At 47.9% G+C, this 25,602-nt stretch carries 16 protein-coding genes and 1 tRNA gene; 10 read left to right on the top strand and 7 right to left on the bottom strand.

Annotated features, from left to right (window positions below; all coding sequences use genetic code 11):
- Positions 1-204 precede the first annotated feature (204 nt).
- From OGY10_RS06530 to pepA, 3 genes are all read right to left on the bottom strand, one after another.
- A complete protein-coding gene (locus tag OGY10_RS06530; RefSeq protein WP_008786064.1) occupies positions 205-3,060 on the bottom strand; it encodes a valine--tRNA ligase in 2,856 nt (951 codons plus the stop codon).
- Positions 3,060-3,503 carry a DNA polymerase III subunit chi gene (gene holC / locus OGY10_RS06535; RefSeq protein WP_003830256.1) on the bottom strand — a complete coding sequence of 148 codons (444 nt, stop codon included), beginning with the start codon at positions 3,501-3,503 and terminating at the stop codon, positions 3,060-3,062. The genes OGY10_RS06530 and holC overlap by 1 nt, the downstream gene beginning before the upstream one ends.
- A gap of 119 nt (positions 3,504-3,622) precedes the next feature.
- The gene (gene pepA / locus OGY10_RS06540; protein ID WP_003025870.1) at positions 3,623-5,134 is read right to left on the bottom strand and encodes a leucyl aminopeptidase; all 1,512 of its coding nucleotides are present in this window, start codon (positions 5,132-5,134) and stop codon (positions 3,623-3,625) included.
- Between the two features lie 153 nt (positions 5,135-5,287).
- Here pepA and OGY10_RS06545 point away from each other — a divergent pair, with 153 nt between their 5' ends.
- The 3 genes from OGY10_RS06545 (at position 5,288) to lptG (ending at position 7,583) form a co-directional block, all read left to right on the top strand.
- Complete coding sequence (locus OGY10_RS06545) at positions 5,288-5,338, top strand: hypothetical protein (protein WP_212723231.1); 51 nt, start codon at positions 5,288-5,290, stop codon at positions 5,336-5,338.
- A gap of 62 nt (positions 5,339-5,400) precedes the next feature.
- Positions 5,401-6,501, top strand: coding sequence for an LPS export ABC transporter permease LptF (gene lptF, locus OGY10_RS06550; protein ID WP_032942200.1), 1,101 nt, complete (start codon positions 5,401-5,403; stop codon positions 6,499-6,501).
- A complete protein-coding gene (gene lptG, locus OGY10_RS06555; RefSeq protein ID WP_008786067.1) occupies positions 6,501-7,583 on the top strand; it encodes an LPS export ABC transporter permease LptG in 1,083 nt (360 codons plus the stop codon). Before lptF ends, lptG begins: the two co-directional genes overlap by 1 nt.
- 103 nt (positions 7,584-7,686) lie before the next feature.
- Here the strand turns inward: lptG and OGY10_RS06560 are convergent, their stop codons facing one another.
- Complete coding sequence (locus tag OGY10_RS06560; RefSeq protein ID WP_191226487.1) at positions 7,687-9,189, bottom strand: helicase HerA-like C-terminal domain-containing protein; 1,503 nt, start codon at positions 9,187-9,189, stop codon at positions 7,687-7,689.
- A gap of 147 nt (positions 9,190-9,336) precedes the next feature.
- Positions 9,337-10,356 (bottom strand): NADPH-dependent aldehyde reductase Ahr, encoded by a 1,020-nt coding sequence (gene ahr, locus OGY10_RS06565; protein WP_191226486.1) that lies wholly within the window; start codon positions 10,354-10,356, stop codon positions 9,337-9,339.
- 220 nt (positions 10,357-10,576) lie between these two features.
- Between ahr and OGY10_RS06570 the strand changes: the two genes are divergently transcribed.
- From OGY10_RS06570 to OGY10_RS06600, 7 genes are all read left to right on the top strand, one after another.
- Positions 10,577-10,661 (top strand) — tRNA-Leu (locus OGY10_RS06570).
- A gap of 199 nt (positions 10,662-10,860) precedes the next feature.
- The gene (locus OGY10_RS06575) at positions 10,861-12,129 is read left to right on the top strand and encodes a tyrosine-type recombinase/integrase (RefSeq protein ID WP_001219052.1); all 1,269 of its coding nucleotides are present in this window, start codon (positions 10,861-10,863) and stop codon (positions 12,127-12,129) included.
- A 209-nt stretch (positions 12,130-12,338) separates the two neighbouring features.
- A complete protein-coding gene (dptF, locus tag OGY10_RS06580; RefSeq protein ID WP_001274541.1) occupies positions 12,339-13,988 on the top strand; it encodes a DNA phosphorothioation-dependent restriction protein DptF in 1,650 nt (549 codons plus the stop codon).
- 4 nt (positions 13,989-13,992) lie between these two features.
- The gene (gene dptG, locus OGY10_RS06585; RefSeq protein WP_000283231.1) at positions 13,993-15,318 is read left to right on the top strand and encodes a DNA phosphorothioation-dependent restriction protein DptG; all 1,326 of its coding nucleotides are present in this window, start codon (positions 13,993-13,995) and stop codon (positions 15,316-15,318) included.
- Positions 15,299-20,362, top strand: coding sequence for a DNA phosphorothioation-dependent restriction protein DptH (gene dptH / locus OGY10_RS06590; RefSeq protein ID WP_000114123.1), 5,064 nt, complete (start codon positions 15,299-15,301; stop codon positions 20,360-20,362). The genes dptG and dptH overlap by 20 nt, the downstream gene beginning before the upstream one ends.
- Positions 20,359-21,564, top strand: a complete 1,206-nt coding sequence (locus tag OGY10_RS06595) for a DUF262 domain-containing protein (RefSeq protein WP_000700898.1) — start codon at positions 20,359-20,361, stop codon at positions 21,562-21,564. The genes dptH and OGY10_RS06595 overlap by 4 nt, the downstream gene beginning before the upstream one ends.
- Positions 21,555-23,165 (top strand): ATP-dependent nuclease, encoded by a 1,611-nt coding sequence (locus tag OGY10_RS06600; RefSeq protein ID WP_000021429.1) that lies wholly within the window; start codon positions 21,555-21,557, stop codon positions 23,163-23,165. The genes OGY10_RS06595 and OGY10_RS06600 overlap by 10 nt, the downstream gene beginning before the upstream one ends.
- An 82-nt stretch (positions 23,166-23,247) precedes the next feature.
- On the opposite strand, the gene dndE is transcribed toward OGY10_RS06600, so the two are convergent.
- Both dndE and dndD read right to left on the bottom strand, forming a co-directional pair.
- Positions 23,248-23,601, bottom strand: coding sequence for a DNA sulfur modification protein DndE (gene dndE, locus OGY10_RS06605; protein ID WP_000937299.1), 354 nt, complete (start codon positions 23,599-23,601; stop codon positions 23,248-23,250).
- Complete coding sequence (gene dndD, locus OGY10_RS06610) at positions 23,601-25,601, bottom strand: DNA sulfur modification protein DndD (protein WP_001297570.1); 2,001 nt, start codon at positions 25,599-25,601, stop codon at positions 23,601-23,603. The genes dndE and dndD overlap by 1 nt, the downstream gene beginning before the upstream one ends.
- Position 25,602 lies beyond the last annotated feature (1 nt).

Genomic DNA, 25,602 nt, shown 5'->3' on the forward strand with positions numbered 1-25,602 from the left:
CGAACTCATGACATAAAAGTGAGACATATGCAGTTAATACCACTGCGGTGAGGGGAAGTGCAAGCGAGGATAATTCAATAAAAAGCCTCTGAGCATATGCGTCAGAGGCTTTATCGTCTGTGGTGTCGGATGCGCTAGACTTATCCGACCTACGTTGACGGTGCCCGTTTGCCGGATAAGCTCAGCGCTATCCGGCATAGGCGATTACAGCGCAGCGATGACCGCCTGCTGTTCAATCAGCTTCGCTTTGGCTTCTGCGTAACCGTCCAGCTTCTCACGCTCTTTGGCGATAACTGCTTCCGGTGCGCGGGCAACGAAACCTTCGTTGGAAAGTTTGCCTTCGATACGGGCAATCTCACCTTCGATTTTCGCCACTTCTTTCGCCAGACGTGCCAGCTCATCTTCTTTGTTGATGAGGCCAGCCATCGGGATCAGCAGCTCGGCGCCGTCGATGATTTTGGTCACGGAGACCGGGCCTTTGTCATCGGCTGGCAGCACGGTAATGCTTTCCAGACGTGCCAGGTTCAGCAGGAAGCTGCGGTTGTCGTTCACACGACGCATCGCATCAGCGCTGCAACCACGCAGCAGCAGCTCCAGCGGTTTGCCCGGGGCGATGTTCATTTCCGCACGGATGTTACGTACGGCGACGATCGCCTGCTTCAGCCATTCGGTATCAGCCAGCGCCGCTTCATCAACCTGTGCGGCGTTATATTCCGGGAACGGCTGCAGCATGATGGTATCTGCAGTGTTGCCGCAAATCACTTTCACGCGCTGCCAGATGGTTTCGGTGATGAACGGAATGATCGGGTGCGCCAGGCGCAGCAGACCTTCCAGCACGGTGACCAGCGTATTGCGGGTGCCGCGCAGTTCAGATTCGGAACCACCGTTCATGACCGGCTTGGTCAGCTCCAGATACCAGTCGCAGAACTGGTTCCAGGTGAACTCGTACAGAATGCCCGCGGCGATATCGAAGCGGAAGTTATCCAGCGCTTCGCGGTACGCTTTGATGGTCTGGTTGAATTCAGCGAGGATCCAGCGGTCTGCCAGAGACAGGGTCATTTCGCCGCCGTTGAAGCCGCAATCCTGATCTTCGGTGTTCATCAGCACGAAGCGGCTGGCGTTCCACAGCTTGTTACAGAAGTTACGGTAACCTTCCAGACGCTTCATGTCCCAGTTGATATCGCGACCGGTAGAGGCCAGCGCCGCCAGGGTGAAACGCAGGGCGTCGGTGCCGTGCGGCTCGATGCCGTCCGGGAACTGCTTCTCGGTACGCTTGGCAATTTTCTCAGCCAGCTGCGGCTGCATCATGTTGCCGGTACGTTTCTCCAGCAGTTCTGCCAGAGAGATACCGTCGACCATATCCAGCGGGTCAATCACGTTACCCTTGGATTTGGACATCTTCTGGCCTTCGTCGTCACGAATCAGACCGGTCATGTAGACGGTCTTGAACGGAACCTGCGGCTTGCCGTTTTCATCTTTGATGAAGTGCATGGTCATCATGATCATGCGGGCAATCCAGAAGAAGATAATGTCGAAGCCGGAAACCATCACGCTGGTTGGGTGGAACTGACGCAGCGCGTCGGTATTTTCCGGCCAGCCCAGCGTAGAGAAGGTCCACAGTGCAGAAGAGAACCAGGTATCGAGAACGTCTTCGTCCTGACGCAGAGCAACGTCGGCGCCGAGGTTGTTTTCCTGACGCACTTCGTCTTCGGTGCGGCCAACGTAGACATTGCCGTCGTTGTCATACCATGCCGGGATACGGTGACCCCACCACAGCTGACGGGAAATACACCAGTCCTGAATATCGCGCATCCAGGAGAAGTACATGTTTTCGTACTGCTTCGGTACAAACTGGATGTCGCCGTTTTCAACCGCTTCAACCGCCGGTTTTGCCAGCACGTCGGCACGGACGTACCACTGATCGGTCAGCATCGGTTCGATAACCACGCCGCCACGGTCGCCGTAAGGTACGGTCAGGTCGTGTGGTTTAATTTCTTCCAGCAGGCCCAGCGCATCAACGGCGGCAACCACCGCTTTACGCGCAGCAAAACGTTCCAGCTTCTGGAACTCAGCCGGGATTTCATTGGAGTAAACGTCGGACTCTTCGCCTTTGGTGTCGTATACTTCCGCGGTTTCGCGGATGTCGCCGTCAAAGGTCAGAATGTTGATCATCGGCAGGCCGTGACGTTTCCCGACTTCGTAGTCGTTAAAGTCGTGCGCCGGGGTGATCTTCACGCAGCCGGTGCCTTTTTCCATGTCGGCGTGTTCATCGCCGACGATCGGAATGCGACGGTTAACCAGCGGCAGGACAACGAATTTGCCGATCAGATCTTTGTAGCGCGGATCTTCCGGGTTAACGGCTACGCCGGTATCACCCAGTACGGTTTCCGGACGGGTGGTGGCGACGACCAGGTAATCTTTACCGTCTGCGGTTTTCGCGCCGTCAGCCAGCGGATAGCGGATGTGCCACATGGAGCCTTTAGACTCGCGGTTTTCCACTTCCAGATCAGAAATAGCGGTGCGCAGTTTCGGGTCCCAGTTGACCAGACGCTTGCCACGGTAGATCAGATCTTCTTTGTACAGGCGAACAAAGACTTCTTTCACGGCATTGGAAAGACCTTCGTCCATAGTGAAGCGCTCGCGCTCCCAGTCAACGGAGTTGCCGAGACGGCGCATCTGACGGGTAATGGTGCCGCCGGATTCCGCTTTCCACTGCCAAATTTTGTCGATAAACGCTTCGCGACCGTAGTCGTGACGGGTTTTACCTTCTTCAGCGGCAATCTTACGCTCAACCACCATCTGGGTAGCGATACCCGCGTGGTCGGTACCGGCCTGCCACAGGGTGTTTTTACCCTGCATGCGCTGGTAGCGAATCATGGTATCCATGATGGTTTGCTGGAAAGCATGACCCATATGCAAACTGCCGGTGACGTTCGGCGGCGGGATCATGATGCAGAAGGACTCTTTGCTTTCATCGCCGTTAGGTTTGAAATAGCCCTGCTTTTCCCAGTGCTCGTAAAGCGGCTGTTCGATATCTTGTGGGTTGTATGTCTTTTCCATTATTTCCAGGTTGCCGTATTCAGGTTAAAACCAGCCACGCGGTAAGCTTTGTAGCGATCGCGTGCCGATTGTTTCAAAGAATCTTCGTAAGGAACGAAGTCTATCACTTCTGTGAAAGCGGTGGCAAAATCTGCAAAGCCAACGCGCAAACTGATGAGCAGGTCGCGCGGGCTGCTATTGCGTTTCTCCGGCCAGGCAATCTCTACCGGCGCGCCGCCTCTGGGGCCTTCTCCCGCCAGATTATGCGGAACAAAACTTTCTGCCGGTCTCGCCCACAGAGCTTCATCCAGTCGAAGAGCCTGCTTTTCGTTTTCACAGGCGATCAGCACGCGCTTGCCAGCACGCCAACGTTCTGCGGCAATTTCACACACCAGTTGTTCAACGGCGCTTAAGCCATCGACGGTGTTGTCATTGTCCAGAATATAGAACGTTGCGTTTCTCATGATATGGGGCTTCTTGTTGTGGATTTAAATGCAAAGCCGGGTGGCGCTACGCTTACCCGGCCTACGGTTGAGTGATGTTGTAGGCCGGGTAAGGCGAAGCCGCCACCCGGCGTTTTACATCACTCTTCGCCGTTAAAACCGGCACGATTGAGCAGGAACTGCGACAGCAACGCGACCGGACGACCGGTTGCGCCTTTGGCTTTCCCTGAACGCCATGCGGTACCGGCGATATCCAGGTGCGCCCAGTTGTACTTACGGGTAAAGCGTGACAGGAAGCAGCCCGCGGTAATGGCACCGCCAGGACGTCCGCCGATGTTCGCCATATCCGCAAAGTTGGACTCTAACTGCTCCTGGTATTCATCACCCAGCGGCAAACGCCATGCGCGGTCACCAGCCTGCTCGGACGCACCGATCAGCTCATGCGCCAGCGGGTTGTGGTTCGACATCAGGCCGGTGATGTGATGGCCCAGCGCAATCACGCACGCGCCGGTCAGGGTCGCGACGTCAATCACCGCTTCTGGCTCAAAGCGCTCGACGTAGGTTAACACGTCGCACAGCACCAGACGGCCTTCGGCATCCGTATTGAGCACTTCAACGGTCTGTCCAGACATCGTGGTCAGCACGTCGCCTGGGCGATACGCGCGGCCACCCGGCATGTTTTCACAGCCCGCCAGCACGCCGACAACGTTGATGGGGAGCTGAAGCTCGGCCACCATGCGCATCACGCCGTATACCGCTGCTGCGCCGCACATGTCGTACTTCATCTCATCCATGCCTTCGGCTGGTTTGATGGAGATACCGCCGGAGTCAAAGGTTAACCCTTTACCGACCAGCACAATCGGACGCGCGTCTTCGGACGGATTGCCTTTGTACTCAATGACCGACATCAGCGACTCGTTCTGCGAGCCGTGACCGACGGCCAGATAAGAGTGCATGCCCAGCTCTTTCATCTGCTGCTCGCCGATTACGCGGGTCACAACATTTTTGCTGTAGCTGTCTGCCAGCTGGCGCGCCTGAGAGGCCAGATAGGCGGCGTTACAGATGTTCGGCGGCATGTTGCCAAGATCTTTTGCCGCTTTAATGCCGGCGGCGATCGCCAGACCGTGTTGGATCGCACGCTCACCGCTGGTCAGCTCGCGGCGGGTCGGCACATTGAAGACCATTTTACGCAGCGGGCGACGTGGCTCGCTTTTGTTGGTCTTCAGTTGATCAAAGCTGTACAGCGTTTCCTGTGCCGTCTCAACGGCCTGACGCACTTTCCAGTAGTTATTGCGCCCTTTGACGTGCAGCTCAGTCAGAAAGCAGACGGCTTCCATTGAGCCTGTATCATTCAGGGTATTGATGGTTTTCTGAATGACCTGCTTGTACTGGCGCTCATCAAGTTCGCGCTCTTTGCCACAACCAATAAGGAGAATTCGCTCAGACAGAACGTTAGGAACATGGTGCAGCAACAGGGTTTGACCCGGTTTGCCTTCCAGTTCGCCGCGACGCAGCAGTGCGCTGATGTACCCGTCGCTGATCTTGTCGAGCTGCTCTGCAATCGGAGAGAGGCGGCGTGGTTCAAAGACACCCACGACGATGCACGCACTCCGCTGTTTCTCCGGGCTACCGCTTTTTACACTGAACTCCATGCACTACGCTCCTGAATCTTAAAGACAACGGCGGTGGCTACGGATAGAATTGCAAGCTTTCGTAACTCATACCCGCTGTTGCGGTGACTTCGTGTTAATCTTAACGTTATTACGGCATTGGCACGTCAGAACAATTTCTGAGAGGTGGATCCGTTGAGTATAATGATCTTAGCGACGATTTCGACGACTCAAGAGAATAAATGACGTTTAAGCCATGAAACAAGCTAAATTCCGGCAAAAGACGGGTTTTTACGGGCGTATTTAAAGTGATAATCATAAGATATCTGGTTCGGGAAACGCTCAAAAGCCAACTTGCGATCCTATTCATCCTGCTTTTGATCTTCTTTTGTCAAAAGTTGGTCAGGATCCTTGGTGCGGCGGTTGACGGTGATATCCCGGCAAATCTGGTGCTCTCGCTGCTGGGGCTGGGCGTGCCAGAAATGGCGCAACTTATCTTGCCCTTAAGCCTGTTCCTCGGGCTGTTGATGACGCTGGGCAAACTGTATACCGAAAGCGAAATTACGGTCATGCACGCCTGCGGGCTGAGCAAGGCAGTGCTCGTGAAAGCGGCGATGGTGCTGGCGCTGTTTACCAGTATTATTGCGGCGGTCAACGTGATGTGGGCCGGGCCGTGGTCCTCCAGACATCAGGACGAAGTCCTGGCGGAGGCGAAAGCGAACCCCGGTATGGCGGCGCTTGCTCAGGGGCAATTCCAGCAGGCTACCAACGGCAGTTCGGTGCTGTTTATCGAAAGTGTTGACGGCAGCAACTTCAAAGACGTGTTCCTCGCGCAAATCCGCCCGAAAGGCAACGCTCGTCCTTCGGTCGTCGTAGCCGATTCCGGACATCTTACCCAGATGCGTGATGGCTCTCAGGTCGTGACGCTGAACCAGGGGACGCGCTTCGAAGGTACCGCGCTGCTGCGCGATTTCCGCATTACCGACTTCCAGGATTATCAGGCGATTATCGGTCATCAGGCCGTGGCACTGGATCCAAACGATACCGACCAGATGAACATGCGTACGCTGTGGACGACCGACACCGATCGTGCCCGCGCGGAGCTGACCTGGCGTATCACGTTAGTATTCACCGTATTTATGATGGCGCTGATGGTTGTACCGCTGAGCGTGGTGAACCCGCGTCAGGGGCGCGTGCTGTCGATGCTGCCAGCAATGCTGCTCTATTTGCTGTTCTTCCTGGTTCAGACGTCGCTGAAGTCGAACGGCGGTAAAGGTAAGCTGGATCCAGTGTTCTGGATGTGGACGGTTAACCTGGCATATCTGGCGCTGGCGATTGTGCTTAACCTCTGGGATACGGTGCCGATGCGCCGCTTGCGTGCCCGTTTTATGCGTAAAGGAGCGGTATAATGCAGCCTTTTGGTGTACTTGACCGCTATATCGGTAAAACCATTTTCACCACCATCATGATGACGCTGTTCATGCTGGTGTCGCTCTCCGGGATCATCAAGTTCGTTGACCAGCTGAAAAAAGCCGGGCAGGGGAGCTACGATGCGATGGGCGCCGGGCTGTATACCCTGCTCAGTGCGCCGAAAGATATCCAGATCTTCTTCCCGATGGCGGCGCTGCTGGGGGCATTGCTGGGGCTGGGCATGCTGGCCCAGCGCAGTGAACTGGTGGTGATGCAGGCTTCCGGCTTTACCCGTATGCAGGTGGCGTTGTCGGTGATGAAAACCGCGATTCCGCTGGTGCTGCTGACGATGGCTATCGGCGAATGGGTCGCGCCACAAGGCGAACAGATGGCGCGTAACTACCGTGCGCAGCAGATGTACGGCGGCTCGCTGCTTTCTACCCAGCAGGGGTTGTGGGCGAAAGACGGTGACAGCTTTGTCTACATCGAGCGGGTGAAAGGCGACGCCGAGTTAGGCGGGATTAGCATCTACTCGTTTAACGACAAGCGCCGTCTGCAGTCTGTACGCTACGCTGCGAGCGCGACGTTTGACCCGGAGCAGAAGGTCTGGCGTTTGTCGCAGGTGGATGAATCCAACCTGACCGATCCGAAGCAAATCACCGGCTCGCAAACGGTGAGCGGCACCTGGAAAACCAACCTGACACCCGACAAGCTCGGCGTTGTGGCGTTGGATCCTGACGCGCTGTCGATTAGCGGTCTGCATAACTACGTGAAGTACCTGAAGTCGAGCGGCCAGGATGCCGGACGCTACCAGCTCAATATGTGGAGCAAAGTCTTCCAGCCGCTGTCTGTAGCGGTCATGATGCTGATGGCGCTGTCGTTTATCTTTGGTCCGCTGCGTAGCGTCCCGATGGGCGTGCGCGTGGTGACAGGGATTAGCTTTGGCTTTGTGTTCTATGTGCTGGACCAAATCTTTGGCCCGCTGACGCTGGTGTACGGCATTCCGCCGATTATCGGTGCGCTGCTGCCAAGCGCCAGCTTCTTCCTGATAAGCCTGTGGCTGATGCTGCGTAAGTCGTAATCACAGTAATCGTAGGCCTGATGGCGTTGCGCTTTTCAGGCCTACTCCGGACCCGTAGGCCGGATAAGGCGTTTACACCGCCATCCGGCAACGTAACACGGGGCTAGCGTTTTCTCCCGCCCATCAAACTCCCCAACATGCCGCGAATTATCTGATTGGTAACCTGTCGCGCCGCGCTTTTCGCCACGCTCTGCACCACGCCATCGCGCTTACCGCCGCGCGGTCCGGTGCTGCCAAACAGAATATCCTTCAACCCACCGAGAATACCGCCGTCCACATCGACGGCTTTACCGTTGGCGGGAGGCGTATTTTGCTGCTCGGTACTGGCCTGCACGCCTTGCTGCAAACGTTCATAGGCGGACTCGCGGTCAATATCTTCTTCATATTTGCCGTACAACGAAGAGTGATTAATCAGCCCGTTGCGCTCGTCATCCGTCACCGGTCCCATCCGTGAGCATGGCGCAATCACCATTGCTCGTTCAACCACCGACGGGCTGCCTTTGGCGTCCAGAAACGACACCAGCGCCTCACCGGTTCCCAGCTCCTTAATGGCTTTTTCGGTATCAAATGCCGGGTTGGCGCGCATGGTTTGCGCCGCGCTTTTCACCGCTTTCTGATCTTTCGGCGTGAACGCGCGCAGGGCGTGCTGCACGCGGTTTCCCAACTGACCAAGCACGTTGTCCGGAATATCCGACGGGTTTTGTGAGACGAACCACACGCCGACCCCTTTCGAGCGGATCAGGCGGATCACCTGTTCGATTTTATCCAGCAGCACCTGTGGAGCATCGTTGAACAGCAGGTGTGCTTCATCGAAGAAAAACACCAGTTTTGGTTTTTCCAGATCGCCCGCTTCCGGCAACTGTTCATACAGCTCGGAGAGCATCCACAGCAGGCTGGCGGCGTACAGTTTTGGCATCTGGTAGAGCTTCTCGGCGCTGAGGATATTAATCATCCCTTTGCTGTTGGCATCGGTACGCATCCAGTCTTTGATGTCCAGCATCGGTTCGCCAAAGAAGTGTGCCGCTCCCTGCTGCTCCAGCGACAGCAGTCCGCGCTGGATCGCCCCGACCGAGGCGCTACTGATATTGCCGTACTGATTCTGGAAGGATTTAGCGTTATCGCCAATGTACTGGGTGATGGCCCGCAGGTCTTTGAAATCGAGCAGCAACAGACCCTGGTCATCGGCAATGCGGAAGATTATATCCAGCACGCCGGACTGCACGTCGTTGAGGTTCAGCAGACGGGCCAGCAGCAGCGGACCGAGGTCAGATACCGTGGCCCGCACGGGATGACCTTTTTCGCCGAAGATATCCCACACCGTGACCGGATTAGCATGCGGTTGCCAGTCAGTAATACCGATATTTTTCAGGCGGGCGAGCAGCTTGTCAGAGGCTTGTCCTTCCTCGGCTACGCCGGTCAAGTCACCTTTCACATCGGCCATAAATACCGGTACGCCAATCTCGGACAGCGATTCGGCCAGCTTCTGTAGCGTGACGGTTTTACCGGTCCCGGTCGCGCCGGTAATCAGCCCGTGACGGTTGGCCATGCCTGGCAATAAAAACAGTTCGGTGTCCGGCGTGCGGGCAATTAGCAGGGGTGCGCTCATTGAGATTTCCTCCATTTATCCTGCCTGGAGTATAGGCAACCGTGACGCACTCTTCACCGCTAAATTGCGGAGATTGTGAGGAGAATTTAACCTGTCTGGAATAGCGGGGAGAATAGCCGGGAAGCTTACGCCACCCGGCAAAGACGATCAGAAGTCTGCTTTAAGCACTACGCGGTAGCGGGCTTTGCCGTCACGTACATGTTGGATTGCTTCGTTAATTTGCGACATCGGGTACAGTTCGGTGGTGGGCGACACCTTGCTGCGCCCGGCAAACTTCATCAGTTTGCGCAGTTCGAACGGCGTACCTGTTGCCGAACCGGAGATGCTGCGATCGCCGGCTATTAAGGTGAACGCCGGAACCGGCAGCGGCTTCAGCACCGCACCGACGGTATGGAAGTTACCGCCGTAGGCCAGCGCTTCAAAATAGGGCTGCCAGTCGAGATCGACGTTAACCGTGTTAATAATGAGATCGAACTGGCCCGCCAGCGCTTTTAGCGCATCCGGATCGCGGCTGTTGACGACTTTATCCGCCCCCATTACCAGCACTTCCTGCTCTTTCGCCGGATTGGAGCTGAACGCGGTCACTTCGCAACCCATCGCGTGTAACAGCTTAATGGCGATATGCCCCAGGCCGCCGATGCCGATCACCCCGACGCGGCTGGTGGCGGTGATATGGTGCATAAGTAGCGGTTTGAACACCGTGATGCCGCCGCACAGTAATGGGCCAGCTGCCGCCAGATCGATACTCTCCGGCAACGGGATCACCCACTGCCAGTCGGCCCGCAGCTTCTCGGCAAAGCCGCCGCGATTAAGAATTGTGGGAACAGACCCTTCCAGACAGTTAATCTGATTGCCGCTGATACAGGCATCGCAGTGCCCGCAGCTGCGCGCTGTCCAGCCAACGCCGACGCGCTGACCAACCTTCAGACCTTTATCCTGCGCCGCGCTGCCGAGCGCCGCCACGCGACCAATCACCTCATGCCCGGCAACCAGCGGATACTGAGAGAATCCCCATTCGTTGTCGATCATCGACAAATCAGAATGGCAGATACCGCAGTAATCGACCTGGACTTCGACATCTTCCGGCTTAAGCTCGCCCGCATCATATTCATAGAGTTCGAGTTCGCTGCCCGCCGCTTTTGCAGCGTAGCTTTTTATCATCGACATCGTGTTTCCCTCAGTGTGGTGTTGAACTGGAAGTGTAGAGCATGGGGAAACGGGACGCTTCGCAGAAGGGGGGATTAAGGAGGGGGCAAACTGTGATGATGGTTACAGGTAAGAAAGGTAATGCTGAAATTTTCAACACTTAGCGAGCCAGACACACGCTGGCGCTTGCATGGTGGCGCATGACAGGTATAATCCACAACGTTTTCCGCATCCCTTCCGTGCCGGAGTGGCGAAATCGGTAGACGCAGTTGATTCAAAATCAACCGTAGAAATACGTGCCGGTTCGAGTCCGGCCTTCGGCACCAAAAGCATGTAAATGGACCTCAACTGAGGTCTTTTTTTATGCCTGAAATCCCCGTCATACAAGGCCTTCCGCGATTTTCCTTTCAACAGAAGTCAATCTGAGTCAACCCACATCAAGTCGCTTGTGAGTATAGAACCGAGTATATATGCTGGTTCGATAATGGTTGTATACTCACAGCGGCACATGGAAGGAGAACTTTTATGGCTCTGACAGATACTAAAGTACGTTCTGCGAAACCGCAGGAAAAGGAGTACACCCTAGTCGATGGGGATGGCATGTTTTTGCTGATTCATCCCAACGGCTCAAAATACTGGCGGTTCCGCTTTCGCTTCGGTGGCAAGCAACACCTGATGGCTTTCGGTGTTTACCCTGAAACTTCACTGGCTGATGCCCGTCAAAAAAGAGAAGAGGCTAGGAGACTTGTTGCTGCTGGAATCGACCCTCGCGAGCATAAACGTGCTGTGAAAGAAGAACAGGCGAAAGAGGCTATTACCTTCGAGTCAGTTGCCAGAGAATGGCACGCTACTAATAAGAAATGGTCCGAAGAACACAGCCGAAGGGTATTGAAGAGCTTAGAGGACAATTTGTTCTCGGCAATTGGCAGACGAAGTATCGAAGAGCTAAAAACTCGTGACCTGCTTGCACCCATAAAAATCGTGGAAGCGACAGGCCGCTTTGAAGTTGCTTCTCGCCTTCAGCAGAGAACCACAGCAATCATGCGCTATGCGGTACAAAGTGGGCTGATTGATTACAACCCGGCTCAAGAGATGGCTGGCGCAGTTGCTTCCAGTAACCGTGTCCATCGCCCTGCACTTGAGCTGAAACGTCTACCTGAACTGCTCCACCGAATTGACGGTTACACGGGACGCCCTTTGACCCGCCTGGCTGTTGAGCTAACCTTATTAATCTTCATTCGTTCCAGTGAATTGCGCTTTGCCCGCTGGTCTGAGATCGATTTCGATACGGCAATGTGGACGATACCGGCAGAACGAGAAGCTATCGAAGGAGTGAAGCACTCTCAACGTGGTTCTAAAATGCGCACACCTCATCTGGTGCCATTGTCTCATCAGGCTCTGGCAATCCTCAAACAGGTTCACAAGCTTAGTGGCGAGCGCGATTTTGTTTTCATTGGCGATCATGATCCGCGTAAACCGATGAGTGAAAACACGGTGAACAAGGCGCTGCGCGTTATGGGTTATGACACTAGGGTAGAGGTTTGTGGGCATGGTTTCAGGACTATGGCATGTAGCTCGCTGATTGAGTCAGGGCTGTGGTCGAGGGATGCGGTAGAGCGTCAGATGAGCCATATGGAACGTAACTCCGTTCGAGCGGCTTATATCCATAAGGCAGAACATTTGGATGAGAGAAGATTGATGTTGCAGTGGTGGGCGGATTTTCTAGATGTAAATCGCGAGAAAGTGATTAGCCCGTTTGATTTTGCCAAAATTTTTGCGTCGTTAAAGCGCTAAAGCTGTGTAACAAAAATAGAGCCTACCGTCACACTTTGTTAAGTAGGCTCGTTGGTCAAAGTTGCAACAATTTCATGATGGTAGCTGTCCGCGCATTGGTTTCAGGTAGTTCTGCAGAGTATTGAACGTACCTGGAGAAAAAGGCATATGGTGCTCAATTGTTAGCTTGTATAGAATAAGGATATTCTTTCTTTAGAGAACATGAAGTTATGAGCGCGATCACATTACGTAAAGCGTTAGGTGTACTTGCGAAGTCATCTTCGTTTTCCGTAACCACAGAAACTCATCGGCAAAAGGATGTGTTCGATGAGCTAAAAGAACAACTCTTTGTTAAACAAGAGATTGAAGAAGAGTTACAGCGTTATCTGGATACAGCTACTCCCGGTGAGATCATTTTTCTATGCGGAAGTAGTGGAGACGGGAAATCCGAAATTTTAACCCGCTGTAAGTCAGATCCACAATATCAACAGAAGTTTAGTTTCCATCTGGATGCGACACATAGCTTTGCGCCTCAACAATCGGCTATCGATGCACTGAATGATTTATTTGAAAATCATCATTCGCAATCATACCCGCTCCTCATCGGTATCAACACCGGGATGCTAGCCAATTTTGCCAGAGAAGGTTCTGAGTCCCATATGGCTATCCGTGCTGCTATTGACTCATTCTTGTCAGCGCAACAGGAAGGCCAGCGTCCTTACCGCAACGAAAATTGTATATTTTTTGATTTCGAACATTATCCAAAGTTCGAGTTTGACGAAGAGCGGGAATACTCCCCTTTTATCAAAAAATTAATGAATCAATTAACGGGGAATGACGACAAAAACCTGTTTTACACAATTTATCAACGTGATGAATCAATAGGACATGATTTAAAAACCGTTGCTAACTTTAAACTACTGTGCATGCCCGGTGTTCAGAATGTTTTAATAACACAGCTATTTAAAGCCCGATTAATAAAAGATCAATTTGTTACCACAAGAACCTTATTGGATTTTTTACACCACCTGCTGACAGGGCCTGGGTACCTGTTTGATAATCTGTTTAATGGTGCAGAGAATGATCTAATTAAAAAGGTTTCTGATTTTGATCCTGCCAGATTGCATACATACGAGATTGATCAATTTATTTTGCGCTATGAGCTTGGATTAGTTGATCCCGAACTGGATGATTTTCTGAGTACACTTGCGAAATTACATCTTACGTTTGATCGTCAATGTGTTAAGCCTGGTGACGCAGCTTCATTAATTAGACTTTTCTGGCTACTACAACATGAATCTTTAGGGAATAACTATCACAAAAGGTTCTCTGTATTCTTTAAAGAAGCGCTCTTTGAGCGTTATTCAGAGATTTGGCATCTGCATAAAAACTATACCGCAGATCCGGAACAAAAAAGAACACTAAACCGCTTTTACTCTTTCGAGCTTATCGCTGGTATTCAGCGTTACGCAAACCGTAAAGCACCTGAACTGAGTACCCAAAAAGAAGAGTTCTTTTTAGGCGAATTTGGTGGGATTAAAATCACAGCACCTGTTGCGCTGAAACCGGACTGGGATTCAATTCTCAAGAAAAATACAGCCCATACAACTTGTTTCGATATCTATTTAAAAGTAGGACAAGATCCGCTAGATCCGATTCGGATCGGTCTTAATTTATTTGAGCTATTGAGCAAACTAAATAATGGCTATCGCCCTAATAAGTATGATAAAAGTGCGATTGTCTTACTGGACGAAATCGTTGAACTAATCGCAGAAAAGGCAAAATCCAGCAGCGAAATCAAGTTTTATGATGGCCTAAAGCGGGTCTATAGTGCAAGAGCGGACGATGACATGATTACTATCAGCGGCATGGAGGGATAACATCATGTATCCCATTGCAACAAATTTAAAAGTTAGTAATAACCAGCTGGATAGCTACCTTCCAATACGTAATAAGAATAACAATATTGACTGGCAAATCGTCACAGGTTTAGTACTGAGCTATGCCGTGAAGTATAAAATCGATACATACAGTCTCGAGCAGTTTCGCGAGGATTGTAAAACTCATCTGCAAATATTGATCGATGAACCTGCGTTCTTGTCCGTGCTGGAACGGATGTATTTTTCCAGTCAGGATATTTTTCGTGTCTCCCCGCTGTTCTTGCTGTTCCACGCTCAGTTTGATGGTGAAAAGATAAGTGCAGGCTCGACTGCCGACAAACGCCTTGGAACACTGTTTGCCAATTTGATGAGAGATTTTAGCCTTAATAACCCGATACAAGATAAGTTGAATTTTATTGAAAAAGAGATGCTGAATAAGCTCAATAAAAAATTAATCCGACTGGGTGAGGGGCCATTTGCAAAAGAACAACCTTATTTACCCTATCTGGTAACGTGTTTTCAGTCTGATTTGGCGTTTCTGGCAGAGCACCCACAATATCTTTTGCAGGAGCTGACCAATACTCTACGTTTGTATGCCTTTAGTTGGTGCGCACAACTGGCGCTCAATCTGGACAACTGGCAAGACGGCGAGCCGCAGAGTAAATCATTGTTCTTTATCCTCGATACTGAAAAAGCTAGCTCCGAACGAGATAAAATAAAGCTCTTCGGCTATAAGTGGTTTGCCCGCCAAAGTGAAAAATTATTCCCCGTACTCTCTGCATTAGAGGTATTACAAGTAAAAGGTGAGGAAAAGCGCCCTCTTTGGCAGGTATATCAAGATTGCTTAGGTTATTCAGATACATCGAATCGAGTACTAAATGAACTCAATAATTATATACAGAAGTTCATTAGTAAGGAGGAGCGAGACCTTCCTGAACGCGATCGTGCTACAAACCTGGAAGATGCCTTTAAACAGCTGTTATCTGTTGCCGTTGAACAGTTTCAGGGTAAGAAAACCGAGCGAGCAGCGGTAAATCGCAAATACATCAACGAGCTGGAAAGCCAGATTTGCACTGACTTCATTCAGGTTCGTGGCCGAGCGGGGAAAGTGCTGGTACTGAACCAGGATCGACTACTGCTACTAACTAACCTTACCGTGGGTAAAAACAAAAAACTCCGTCTGCATGAGCTGCTACGTGGTTTTGAGCAACGCGGATTTTATCTGGATAACCAGTCTACACAAATGCTGGTTGCGTTTTATGAACGCATGGGAAATGTGGAGAGAATGAGTGACAGTGGAGACGCCGTATATGTCCGTAAAACAGTATGAAACCTATCTGGCAGAAACCTTCATTGAATGGGTTAGCAGCATCATCCAGCCTGGTGAGCGCTACCAGTTTAAATCTCCCGATCCGGATAACGCCTTAAAGCTCTGGAAGGCTTTCGACTCTTTAGCAAATGGAAATAAACTAGAAATTGCACCGGAGCAATTTCTTACCTACGTCCAATGTAATAATATCCAGCTTATTCCGGTACTGCACGGCACCACTACCCCTGCATTCACAGAAAACTATATTTCTCATTTACGCGATCAGGTTTCTGGCCGCAATGGCATTTTTGCCCAGACAGCGTTGTTGATTATCCACAACAGCATGCTGGATACCTTACTCAATAGTACCAAAGATGTCGCTGCACCGGATGCTATCTGGCATCCAGAAACCTTCCGTCACCAGCTCGAAAAGTTAATCACAACGGACAGCGCCCGTTCTCAAGTATCCCGCTGTTTGCTGGGCGATCAGTTGACAACAATATTGGATGAAGGCGCTACGGTTTTTGGATTTTCATCGTTATACCGTCTGCTGGACGACGGCAATCTGGATTTCTCAGAGCTAAAGTTATTCAACGATAATAACCTGCTGAATTTTAGTGATAAGCAGTTGCGCGCCCGGCTCAATGAAAACCAAAAGTTATATCGCCAGATAGAGGACAGTGTTGAACGCTACAGCGGGCAACTGGAGAATGTACTAACTGAATTTAGTGCAAAATTCATTCAGGAGCATTTCGTTGACAATGACGATTGGCGTGAGCTTGATTTCTCCGTCTACCTGAATGAAAAAGCACAAAACAGTGAACAGAAACTGGTGTTGGAAAACATTACTGCTGAAAACGGTGAGGTCTGGCAAAGAGCCAAAAGCACCAGTAAAGCAGGTAAACGAGATATCAGTGTCCTGGTTCAGGTTCTACCGGGGCAGTCACAAGTTGAGCTGGAGTTTATCTTCCAGGGTAACGACCTTCAGGACAATCAGGTAAAAATTGCTCATCATCGTCCGTTACAGAAAGAACGATTCTGGCGTACTAGCCGGCTCGGGGGGAGAAACTCTAAGATACTGGCATCAGTGCCTTTTGATGGTCGGCCCTGCTTCTTTAGCCTCGAAATCATTAACCGCAATAACTCAGCAGAAGAGTACAAGTTTCGCCTGCTGTTAGTTGAACAAGGGCAATTCTGGCTTAATGAAATCCAGCATTGTTATCGTATTGAACCTGGTAAAGGTCAATTAACTCTGCAACTGGAAGATAATGAGTTACGTATTGCAGAGTTCGGCGACAAGACCTGTTTACTTGATGAAGAAAGTGATGATGTTGATTGCCGCCATTATGCACTCGTTAATTTTGAAACGCTGGCGAATCAAAGTGAGCTGATCAAATTTACCTTGATTTCAGGTGACTCCCGTTTACTGTTTAACATCGAAGGTCCAGGAGCAGAGGAAGGATTAACACTGCCTCTGCTTTTTGATCAGGGTCGTTTCAATAAACTCTTTAAAGAAGAAGGGAATGCAACCTGGAACAAGTTGAAAGGTCGCGTCATCCTGGACAATATCGAACATAATGTGGTTGGTGTTCGCCAGCAGTTGCTTATGCAAGAGTACGCCCTGATCGAGCGTAATCTGCTCAGCACTGGCAGTAATGGTAGTGAGTTTGCACTGGATGAGCTTCTGGCGAGCTATCCCGACCTCCATAATGCGTACCACCAATTGTTCGTTTACTATCAACGTCGAAATACCCTGCCGAGTCTGGTGTCATGGTCAGCAGAATATCGTGTATTAGTCAGTCACATGATCGCTACTTTTGAACAGGCATTACAGCAAATCAGTCTAAGCAGAGCATTAACCATCCAGGAAAAACGTCTGTTACATCTGGGGATTTGCCGCGGCGACGATTATGAACGTCTCTCGCCTCTGCACCCATTGGTAATGGCTTATCATTTACAGCTAGCTGAAACTATTATCGCCGAGCCCGGATACCCCACATCAGCTTCCTTCGCTTCATTACCAGAGATTACTCTAGATCGTCTGGTCGTCTCTGGCCTAATGCCATTTGTGTATCATAGCGAACATGAATACGCACAGTTACAACCGATGGTAGAAAACCGCTTCTGGATAGATATTGTTCCCCAGCGCCAGATGAGCCACGAATATGTTAAGCGTCTGGTGAAAGACAAGCTAAACGAATTTACAGATGCCTATTCTCGGCTGTTCCAGAGTGCAGGAAATAATGCCCTGGTTATTAATGCTATTAATATGGGAGAAGCCAGAGAGCTATTCCTGGGACTGGTAGATTATTTTAAGCAGGAAAAAGATAACGCAATTTCGATACACGTAAACTGCTATGACGAACGTCTGCTACCCAATGCCTTTGACCGCTTTGCCGAAAGCGGCAGCTATGAACAACTTAAAAATGATCTTGGTCTGAACAGCGGTGCGTGGCGTTCTGAAGCCGATATGTTGATCGATCTGCTTCGCAGTCGCTTAACATTCAGCAAATTTATCCTGCCACCGGAAAGCGATCAACTGGCTTACGCCCATCTCGCATTTTTCACCAACACCGCACCGGTTGATTGCCGCCAAATTCGCATTGAGGATGCTGCCAGCGGGGTTTTATGTCATGGCTTGATTGCAGGCGAAGGGGCTGAAACACAAGGCGATGCTTACTTTACCGCGTTTGGTCTGCGTAATGTCGATACTGAATCGTCTTGCGCCCTGCGTCTCGCCCGCTTGTTAGGCTGTCTGTGGCAACCGGCACGGCAGAGCAACAGCCAGTATCACGGTCAGGGAATTAGTCTGGCTGTGAGCGGTAACTTTAAGCAACTGCTGAATCGCTCTTATGATAGCTCTCTCTGGACCACAATTATCGACCCTAAGGTCACACTCGATTTCTTTACTAGTCAAAAAGATGTCGTACTAATTCATTACTCTGACCAGTACACCAGTTGTGCTGGTTATGACGCCGTAACTGTCACAAAACAGGTTGAGTTGTTCCTGCGTCTCCTTCAAACAGGACAATCCACCGTTGATAGCCAGCAACTACTTGCTGAATTTAATGCCTTTAACGGTGAGTGGCTGTTAAAAATGTTGCGTTCAAATGAAAAGGAGCGCAAAGAAAAACACGGCATTATCGGTGCATACAAATTCGTACAGTCTATGCTGCTCCAGTCAGATATTTGCTGGATTCCACTGTCAGTAGCTGAGATGATCCGCGTGTCCGGCAACGTCGGGCTGAGAATGAAAGAAAGCGATTTATCGCGCCATTTACAGGGTTATCAGAAAGGAGCGATCTCTGACGATGTGCTCTTTGTCGGTTTCAAAGATAACAACCTGTATCTGTTACCACTTGAAGTAAAAACAGGAGCTCGCCCCGATTACAACCATGCGGGGCAGCAGGCCCGCGAGCTAAAACGCTATTTACAGCAAGATATTCTTGGGCCGAAAACTCTAGCATCACAACTATACCGGGCACTTTTTATCCGCCAAGTATTAATGCAGGTAGAGAAGTTGCGTCTGTATGGTGTACTGGATAACGACAAGCTATCCCCTCTGCTGGAACGACGTGAATGGTGGCTCACTGGCGACTATCAGTTAGGTGAGCTTGCTGATTATGCAGAAGGCTTTGTGGTAGCTCATGTAGACAGCGGAACCTGTTTTGATCTCTCTTATAAAGAAACGGCAGAGAATATTCTACAGATCGAAATCCCCTATTCATTGCTTCCATCGTTAATTGCAGCACAAGGTGATCAACCTCCACTAGCTGAACGCTATCGGGTGCCGGAAAAATATCTGCTCAAACCAGAGTGTGATGTCAATTCTTCACACCCAGTACAGGTAGCAACAACAACTGAGCCGCCGCCCATTTCTGCGCTGGAGCTTCCACAACCTGAAGCATCGGCACTAACCCCCAGTAATGTCCGCAATACACCATTACAGATCTTGTTTGGTCATGATGCTGTGCGTCAGAATCCATTGTACTGGGAACCAACCAACACCGCTAAGTTCATGAATACTAATACCGGCATTATTGGAACAATGGGCACCGGGAAAACCCAGTTTACTAAATCGCTGGTTACGCAACTGATGCGCAATCAGTCCTACAACGTTGACGGTAAACCGATTGGCTTGTTGATCTTCGACTATAAATCCGACTATGTGGATGATGCGTTTCTTGAAGCTACGGGAGCTAAGAGGTATCAGCTATCGTTGTTACCTTACAATCCGTTATCGTTATTTGGTGATATGCCCATGTTACCGAGGCATACGGCCATGGCATTCGCTGAAACGATGGGCAAAGCGTATAACCTTGGCGTAAAACAACGCATGAAGCTGGTTACGTTAATAATGGAGTGCTATGACTTAGCAGGAATAGTGCCTCATGATCGATCAACATGGAATCGTGTAGCACCGACTATTGAAGATGTGTGGCAGCAGTACCTGGCACAAGAGAAGGTCGACGAAGATTCATTATATGCTGCACTTTATAATCTGGCTGGTTTCCAGATTTTTGAAACGGATCCAGAGAAGATGACCAGTTTGTACGATCTGGTTGATGGAGTCACAGTTATCGAACTCGCTGGTTATCCATCAGAGATTCAAAACCTGGTAGTTGCACTGACACTGGATCTTTTTTATGCGCAGATGCAAAAGCGTGGGAAACCGACGGTGCGAGGTGATTATCGCCAGTTAACCAAAATGATTCTGGTTGATGAAGCCGATAACTTTATGCGCCAGGATTTTGCCAGCTTGCGTAAAATCCTTAAAGAAGGCCGTGAATATGGTGTAGGGGCGATTCTATCAACACAAGAAATTACTCACTTTAAAACAGGCGAGAATAATTATGCTTCTTATATTCTCACTTGGGTAATTCATCGAGTTTCTGAGATTAGGAATTCGGACATTAAGGCGGTATTTAACATTGACGATAAAAGTGAGCAGGAGTCTTTAATGGGCCAGATACGACAACTTGAGAAGCATTTTAGCCTGTATATAGATGGAAATAAAAAAGTTAGGAAAATGCGTGATAAAGCATTCTGGGAGTTAATGAAATGAAAATAAATACTACAGATCCAGATTTGAGGACTATATTTTCTAGGATTCATGAAGGAAGTCTAGATCTCCAACCCGATTTCCAGAGGGCGGAAGTCTGGCAACTTCCGAAGAAAAAACTTTTAATCGATACTATTCTAAGAGGGTGGCAGGTTCCACCTGTCCATGTTATTTTAAATGAAGATTCCTATATTCAAGAAGTTCTCGATGGACAGCAACGATTAAGTGCCATAAGAGATTTCATGTATAATAAATTCAAAATAAATGGATTAATTGAACCTATTGATGATGATATCAAAGAATTAGATGGATTAACTTTTGATAAATTACCTCAAAGAATAAAAAACAGATTTGAACGGTATGCCATTCGAGTATTTGAGATTGTTGAATACAATCAGGGAGAGCCCGGTGAACTATTCAACAGATTGAATGAATCTCTTAAATTAACTTCAGCAGAAAAGAGAAATGCTTATGTTGGCGATTTAAGAAACCAGATAAAATCTCTCGTAGATTATATGTCGGATTGTGGGCTTGACAAGCACTTTCTAGGCTTTAGTAATCAAAGGATGGCATACCATGATCTTTTCATTAAACTTTGCTACATGCTTGAGAAGGATTCATTGATTGCTTCTTATACAGAAAAGCAATTAAACGACAGGGCTCGTGAAGATGAGCCTTTTGATAATTCAATCATAGAACTAGTAAAAAAATCCATTTTAATATTAAGTAAGGCAAAGAAAAAGATTGATAGTGAAGAAAGTAAGGTTCATATAACAAAAGCCACTTTAACTTCATGGCTTTATTTTTTTTCAACCATTTTAAAATCGAATTATAATTTAGACGATAGCCTTAGTGATTTCTTTTACCGCTTTGAAAGTGGTAGATTCGTTTTCAGAGAAGAGGGAGTGTTGGATGGATTGTTTTATTGTGAAAATAAAGATGAAGTAAAGGAGTTATTGGAAGAATTTAATTTTAGGGCTGTATCAAGAGTAATGACTGGTACTTCCTTACTCATCAGAGACTTTATAATATCTCTATTTTTCTTGAAGAGTGACCCCAGTAAAGCAGATGTGTTCAATACGATGAAAAAAAATAATCTAAAAACTGCGCATAGAGCACTTTATCATGAAAATGAAAAGAATCTGATAAGCGTCGTCAACAATTATGCAGATTCTGTTTTAGCGGGGGTAACTACATGTCAATAGAAACAATTAAAATGGCAAAATTAGCTGATTATTGGAATCATGTGGCAAACAGGAAAAAGTTTAATATTAAAATATGTAGTTTATCCATTAAGAATGTACCACTCTTTGAAGATGCTGATATTACGATAAACTCAGCTTTAACCTCTATATGTGGAAGAAATGGCATTGGTAAAACGTCGTTATTGAAACTTATCTATGGTATACTGTCGAAAGATATATGTAATGTTGGGATTTTTAGCTCTTCTGATATTGATAATATCTCCATTGATATAATAATTAATGGAGAGAAACAAACTTTCACTTCGTCTTTGGGTGATGGACTAAGAAATGTTGAATATTTTGATGCTTCATCAATGGCATTAAAAATCATAAACGAAATAAACACATCGCCAAACAAAAATGGATGGTTCAATACATCAAATTCTTATCATTTGCTAAATGAAAATCTTTTTTTTGTTCAGAAAATCACAGGCAAGAAATATGAGTATGTAAAAGTTAATGAGGTAGAAGGAATTATTGATGATTTAACTTTCCCATACTTTGAGGTTAAAGAGGTTAACAGTAATATAGTTTATACGTCAGAGAGTATGGGGCAAGGAGAACATAAGTTACTTATAGCAATCTGGAAACTTATTTATACGGAAAAAAATTCAATCCTCTTCATTGAAGAGCCAGAGAGTTTTATTTGCCCGGTAAGCCAGAAAAATTTCATGGATTTTTTAGCCTACACAATCGATACTAAAAAATTAAATGTTTTGATGGCTACTCACTCTGAACACATACTCAGCCCTCAAGGCTTAAACTCAGTATTAGTCTTAGCTAAAAAAGGCAAAAAATATACCATATCAAATTGTGGATATAATTATAGATATTTCAATGCACTGGGTTTAGCTCCTGAAAGGAAAAATATTTTCCTGATAGAGGATGACTTTGCAAAACTTGTACTTGAATATATCTTAAAAATAAAAAACACACATCTTTACTCTACATGTTACTTACATAATCTACAAGGTGAATCTAATATACAAAAAGTATCTGAGCATTATAAAGATAGCTCTGGCCTGAACATAGTATCTGTTTACGATGCCGATCAAGTTAAAAGCAGAGGAATAAATTCAGATTGTATTAAAAATGTTTTCCTACCCTCAGAAAATAATTTACCACCAGAAGCAGAAGTTATAGAGTGTATAAAAAATAACATTCAGGCTTATGCTGCAAAATTAGGCGTGGATGCCGATTATCTTGAGGGCGAGTTCGATGCTATGACTTGTGATCATCATGATTTTTTCATTGAGCTGTCTAAAATCTTATCGGATAAGCATTTATCTACCTTAAAGGGTTTTGCAATTGCTCTTTGGATTGAAACTAACGAATATGAGATAGAAAAATTCTTATATTGCTTAGAAAATATCAATAATGAATTCAGGATCGAACTAAAAGAGAAAAGTGAGAATGAAAATTACCGATATGCTGAGGTTGCTAACGGACGCTTTAAATTTAAAGTGGACAGCAACTTCAATTCTTGCAAGTGTGGTTCACATTTAGCTACGCTGATACATTCGCCTGATGCCGGTGAATTAATTTTAAAATTAGCAATATGACAATTATAAAACTCAATCACCACCTCCCTAGGAGGTGGTTTTAGGTTGAAAACAAAAGGTCATACCAATAAATTTAAATGTTTTATATAGCATTTAATAAGCTAATTAAACTTTTATGATTTCTCAATGCCGCAATCCCATCCTCAACATGAGCAGCCCATGCCTTAATCAACGCCTTTTGCTCTAATTGTGGATAAAGCATCTTCAGCACCAATTCTGTAGCTTGTAGTGTCTCCCCCAGCCACGTAATTTTATCCAGCACCAGCGTACCATCCAGCTTCTTACTATCTCGTTCAGGTGAATAGCGAAACTCACTCTCCACCGAGCGGAAAAATGCTAGCCGGGCAGCAATATTGGGTGTAATCCCAGTATACCCTTTAAGCTTTTTAAGCTGATCTTCAGTCTGACGGCTAAGCGCCATTCGATTCGGGAGCATCAGATAGCCTCCTTAGTTAATTCCCAGAAATAACCAGGCTTCAGCGTTGATGACTTAGTATGTGCATTAAACACAATCTCATAAGCATGAGAGATATCATCACGCAACTGATCAACAAAATAACGTTCATCTACTTCAGTATCGGTAGAAAGCAACACAACCTGATGACTGGCTTCAGGGAAGTAGTGATTAATCAATTTATCTCGATGTTGAGAGTCCAGACGACCCAATGGTGTATCAATGATCACTGGTAAATCACGGCCAGAGGTTTTCGCCAGCGCCTCAAGAATAGCAATTGCATAAATCTGTTTTTCACCAGCAGAAAGTAACTTACGGTTAATTACTGAGCCATTCTCATCAATTAATTCAACATCAAACGTTTGAGGGTTGATATGCGCACTAAGTTGTAAATCCTCTTTGCGAGCCAACTTACGGTAAGCAAGCTCGAAGTTTGTCGACAGCGTTTTTACCCGAGCCTGGGTTAATACATCGCTGTAGCGATCGAGTAAATTTATCGTTTCCTGAGCATTCTTAAACGCACTGCTATAACTGTGCTGATAACGAGCGGCGTCATGCGCTTTTTGAATCTGACGAACACAATCCAGTTGCTGCTGTTTTTTACGTTTAGCATCTTCTAGCAATGACCGATATTTCTGCAATTGGGCTTCGCGCTGCCTATCCAGGTCACGTAATTTTTCAAAGAGATCCATCAGCTGCTCATCTTCAGGAGCGCGGGCAATATTAGCAGCCGCTTGTTCTAACTGTTGTTCAATCTCAGATAACTGTGTGCGATAAAGCTCGAAACGCTGCCATGCTCTTTTACTATCTATCTCAATAGACTGTTGAAGCATACCTGCTTCACGCTCAGAGATATCAAAGAGCAAATCACCTTTTGGTTTCGTTGCCATATAATCTTTTAGATTATCGGTAATCGCTTCAGCTGCTATTTTGCCAGTCCCCGCAGAACGAAATGCAATATCATTTCTGAGTTGCGTTAAAAACTGGCTCAGCTCTTTTTCAAAGCTTTTTGCCTGTTTAATTTGCGTTTCATCAGCAATTTGTTGCAGCAAATGAGACAAAATAGTGGGCGCAAGCGCATAAGGTAGCGAGCCATCGCATTCTTGTCTCAGTGCTTTTTCCAGATGTTCTTTATCTTTTAGCAGCGTTTCGACTTTCTGTTTTTCCTGCGCTTTAGTCTGGGCAAAAGCGCCCCCCTGAGCATTTAGCAAGCCTTCATAATGGGTTATATCTTTAGATAGAAACTCAATCCGCGATTTGGCAAAATCGGCGCTTTCCAGCAGTGCTTCTGTCTGGCAGGCTAATTCTTTACTCTGTTTTTCAAGCTCTGCAATCTGTTGTTGCTGAGAACTTGCTAGCTGGCTGGATTGCTGACGCTTAACAAAAATCATTAAATCGTTACGCAGTTTAGAGATGAGATCCAGCCCCAATAAGCGTCGTACGGCAGTACGTAAAATATTACCGGATTCGTCCTCAGCAAGTTCTGCAATTTTCTCGCCATCGAAAAAGAACAAATCAGCAATGCCATGCGGAATTAACTCATTTAGAAATCCCTGGCACTGATCGTAATCCAGCTCACTGAGTGGCTGCCCATCCTGTTGCAGAGAAAGGCGGTCCCTCTTCCCCTTTTTCCAGGTTCGCGTAACGGTAAATTCGGCCTCATGACCGCCTTTATTATAGGTAAACGTCAGTTCTACAGATGCTTCTTCCGGCTGCTCAATATAGTACGCGCCGTTATGAATCAATGCACTGAGTTGTTCGATATACTCTTGCTGTTGAGTCGCTAGCCCAAACGCCAGTCGTCCATACAACGCTATGCGGATCGCCGACAGGATAGACGTTTTCCCTGCGCCGTTTAAACCACCAAACAGCACAATAGGTCGTGGATTCAAATCGTGCGGACGCTTTCTGGGTGCCAGATCAATGGTATGTGTACCGTTAAATACCCGAAAATTATGTAATACCAGCTGTTTAATGAGCACG

Origin of the sequence: Citrobacter sp. Cpo148 (assembly GCF_030332375.1) — a bacterium.
In the GTDB taxonomy this organism is placed as follows: domain Bacteria; phylum Pseudomonadota; class Gammaproteobacteria; order Enterobacterales; family Enterobacteriaceae; genus Citrobacter; species Citrobacter portucalensis.

What these genes read in the sequence shown, in the direction of transcription:
- OGY10_RS06530 (WP_008786064.1), bottom strand. Translation starts at nt 3,060, where the DNA reads ATGGAAAAGACATACAACCCACAAGATATCGAACAGCCGCTTTACGAG.
- lptG (WP_008786067.1), top strand. Translation starts at nt 6,501, where the DNA reads ATGCAGCCTTTTGGTGTACTTGACCGCTATATCGGTAAAACCATTTTC.
- dndE (WP_000937299.1), bottom strand. Translation starts at nt 23,601, where the DNA reads ATGCTCCCGAATCGAATGGCGCTTAGCCGTCAGACTGAAGATCAGCTT.
- OGY10_RS06600 (WP_000021429.1), top strand. Translation starts at nt 21,555, where the DNA reads ATGTCAATAGAAACAATTAAAATGGCAAAATTAGCTGATTATTGGAAT.
- OGY10_RS06575 (WP_001219052.1), top strand. Translation starts at nt 10,861, where the DNA reads ATGGCTCTGACAGATACTAAAGTACGTTCTGCGAAACCGCAGGAAAAG.
- ahr (WP_191226486.1), bottom strand. Translation starts at nt 10,356, where the DNA reads ATGTCGATGATAAAAAGCTACGCTGCAAAAGCGGCGGGCAGCGAACTC.
- OGY10_RS06560 (WP_191226487.1), bottom strand. Translation starts at nt 9,189, where the DNA reads ATGAGCGCACCCCTGCTAATTGCCCGCACGCCGGACACCGAACTGTTT.
- holC (WP_003830256.1), bottom strand. Translation starts at nt 3,503, where the DNA reads ATGAGAAACGCAACGTTCTATATTCTGGACAATGACAACACCGTCGAT.
- OGY10_RS06595 (WP_000700898.1), top strand. Translation starts at nt 20,359, where the DNA reads ATGAAAATAAATACTACAGATCCAGATTTGAGGACTATATTTTCTAGG.
- pepA (WP_003025870.1), bottom strand. Translation starts at nt 5,134, where the DNA reads ATGGAGTTCAGTGTAAAAAGCGGTAGCCCGGAGAAACAGCGGAGTGCG.
- dptF (WP_001274541.1), top strand. Translation starts at nt 12,339, where the DNA reads ATGAGCGCGATCACATTACGTAAAGCGTTAGGTGTACTTGCGAAGTCA.
- dptH (WP_000114123.1), top strand. Translation starts at nt 15,299, where the DNA reads ATGTCCGTAAAACAGTATGAAACCTATCTGGCAGAAACCTTCATTGAA.
- dptG (WP_000283231.1), top strand. Translation starts at nt 13,993, where the DNA reads ATGTATCCCATTGCAACAAATTTAAAAGTTAGTAATAACCAGCTGGAT.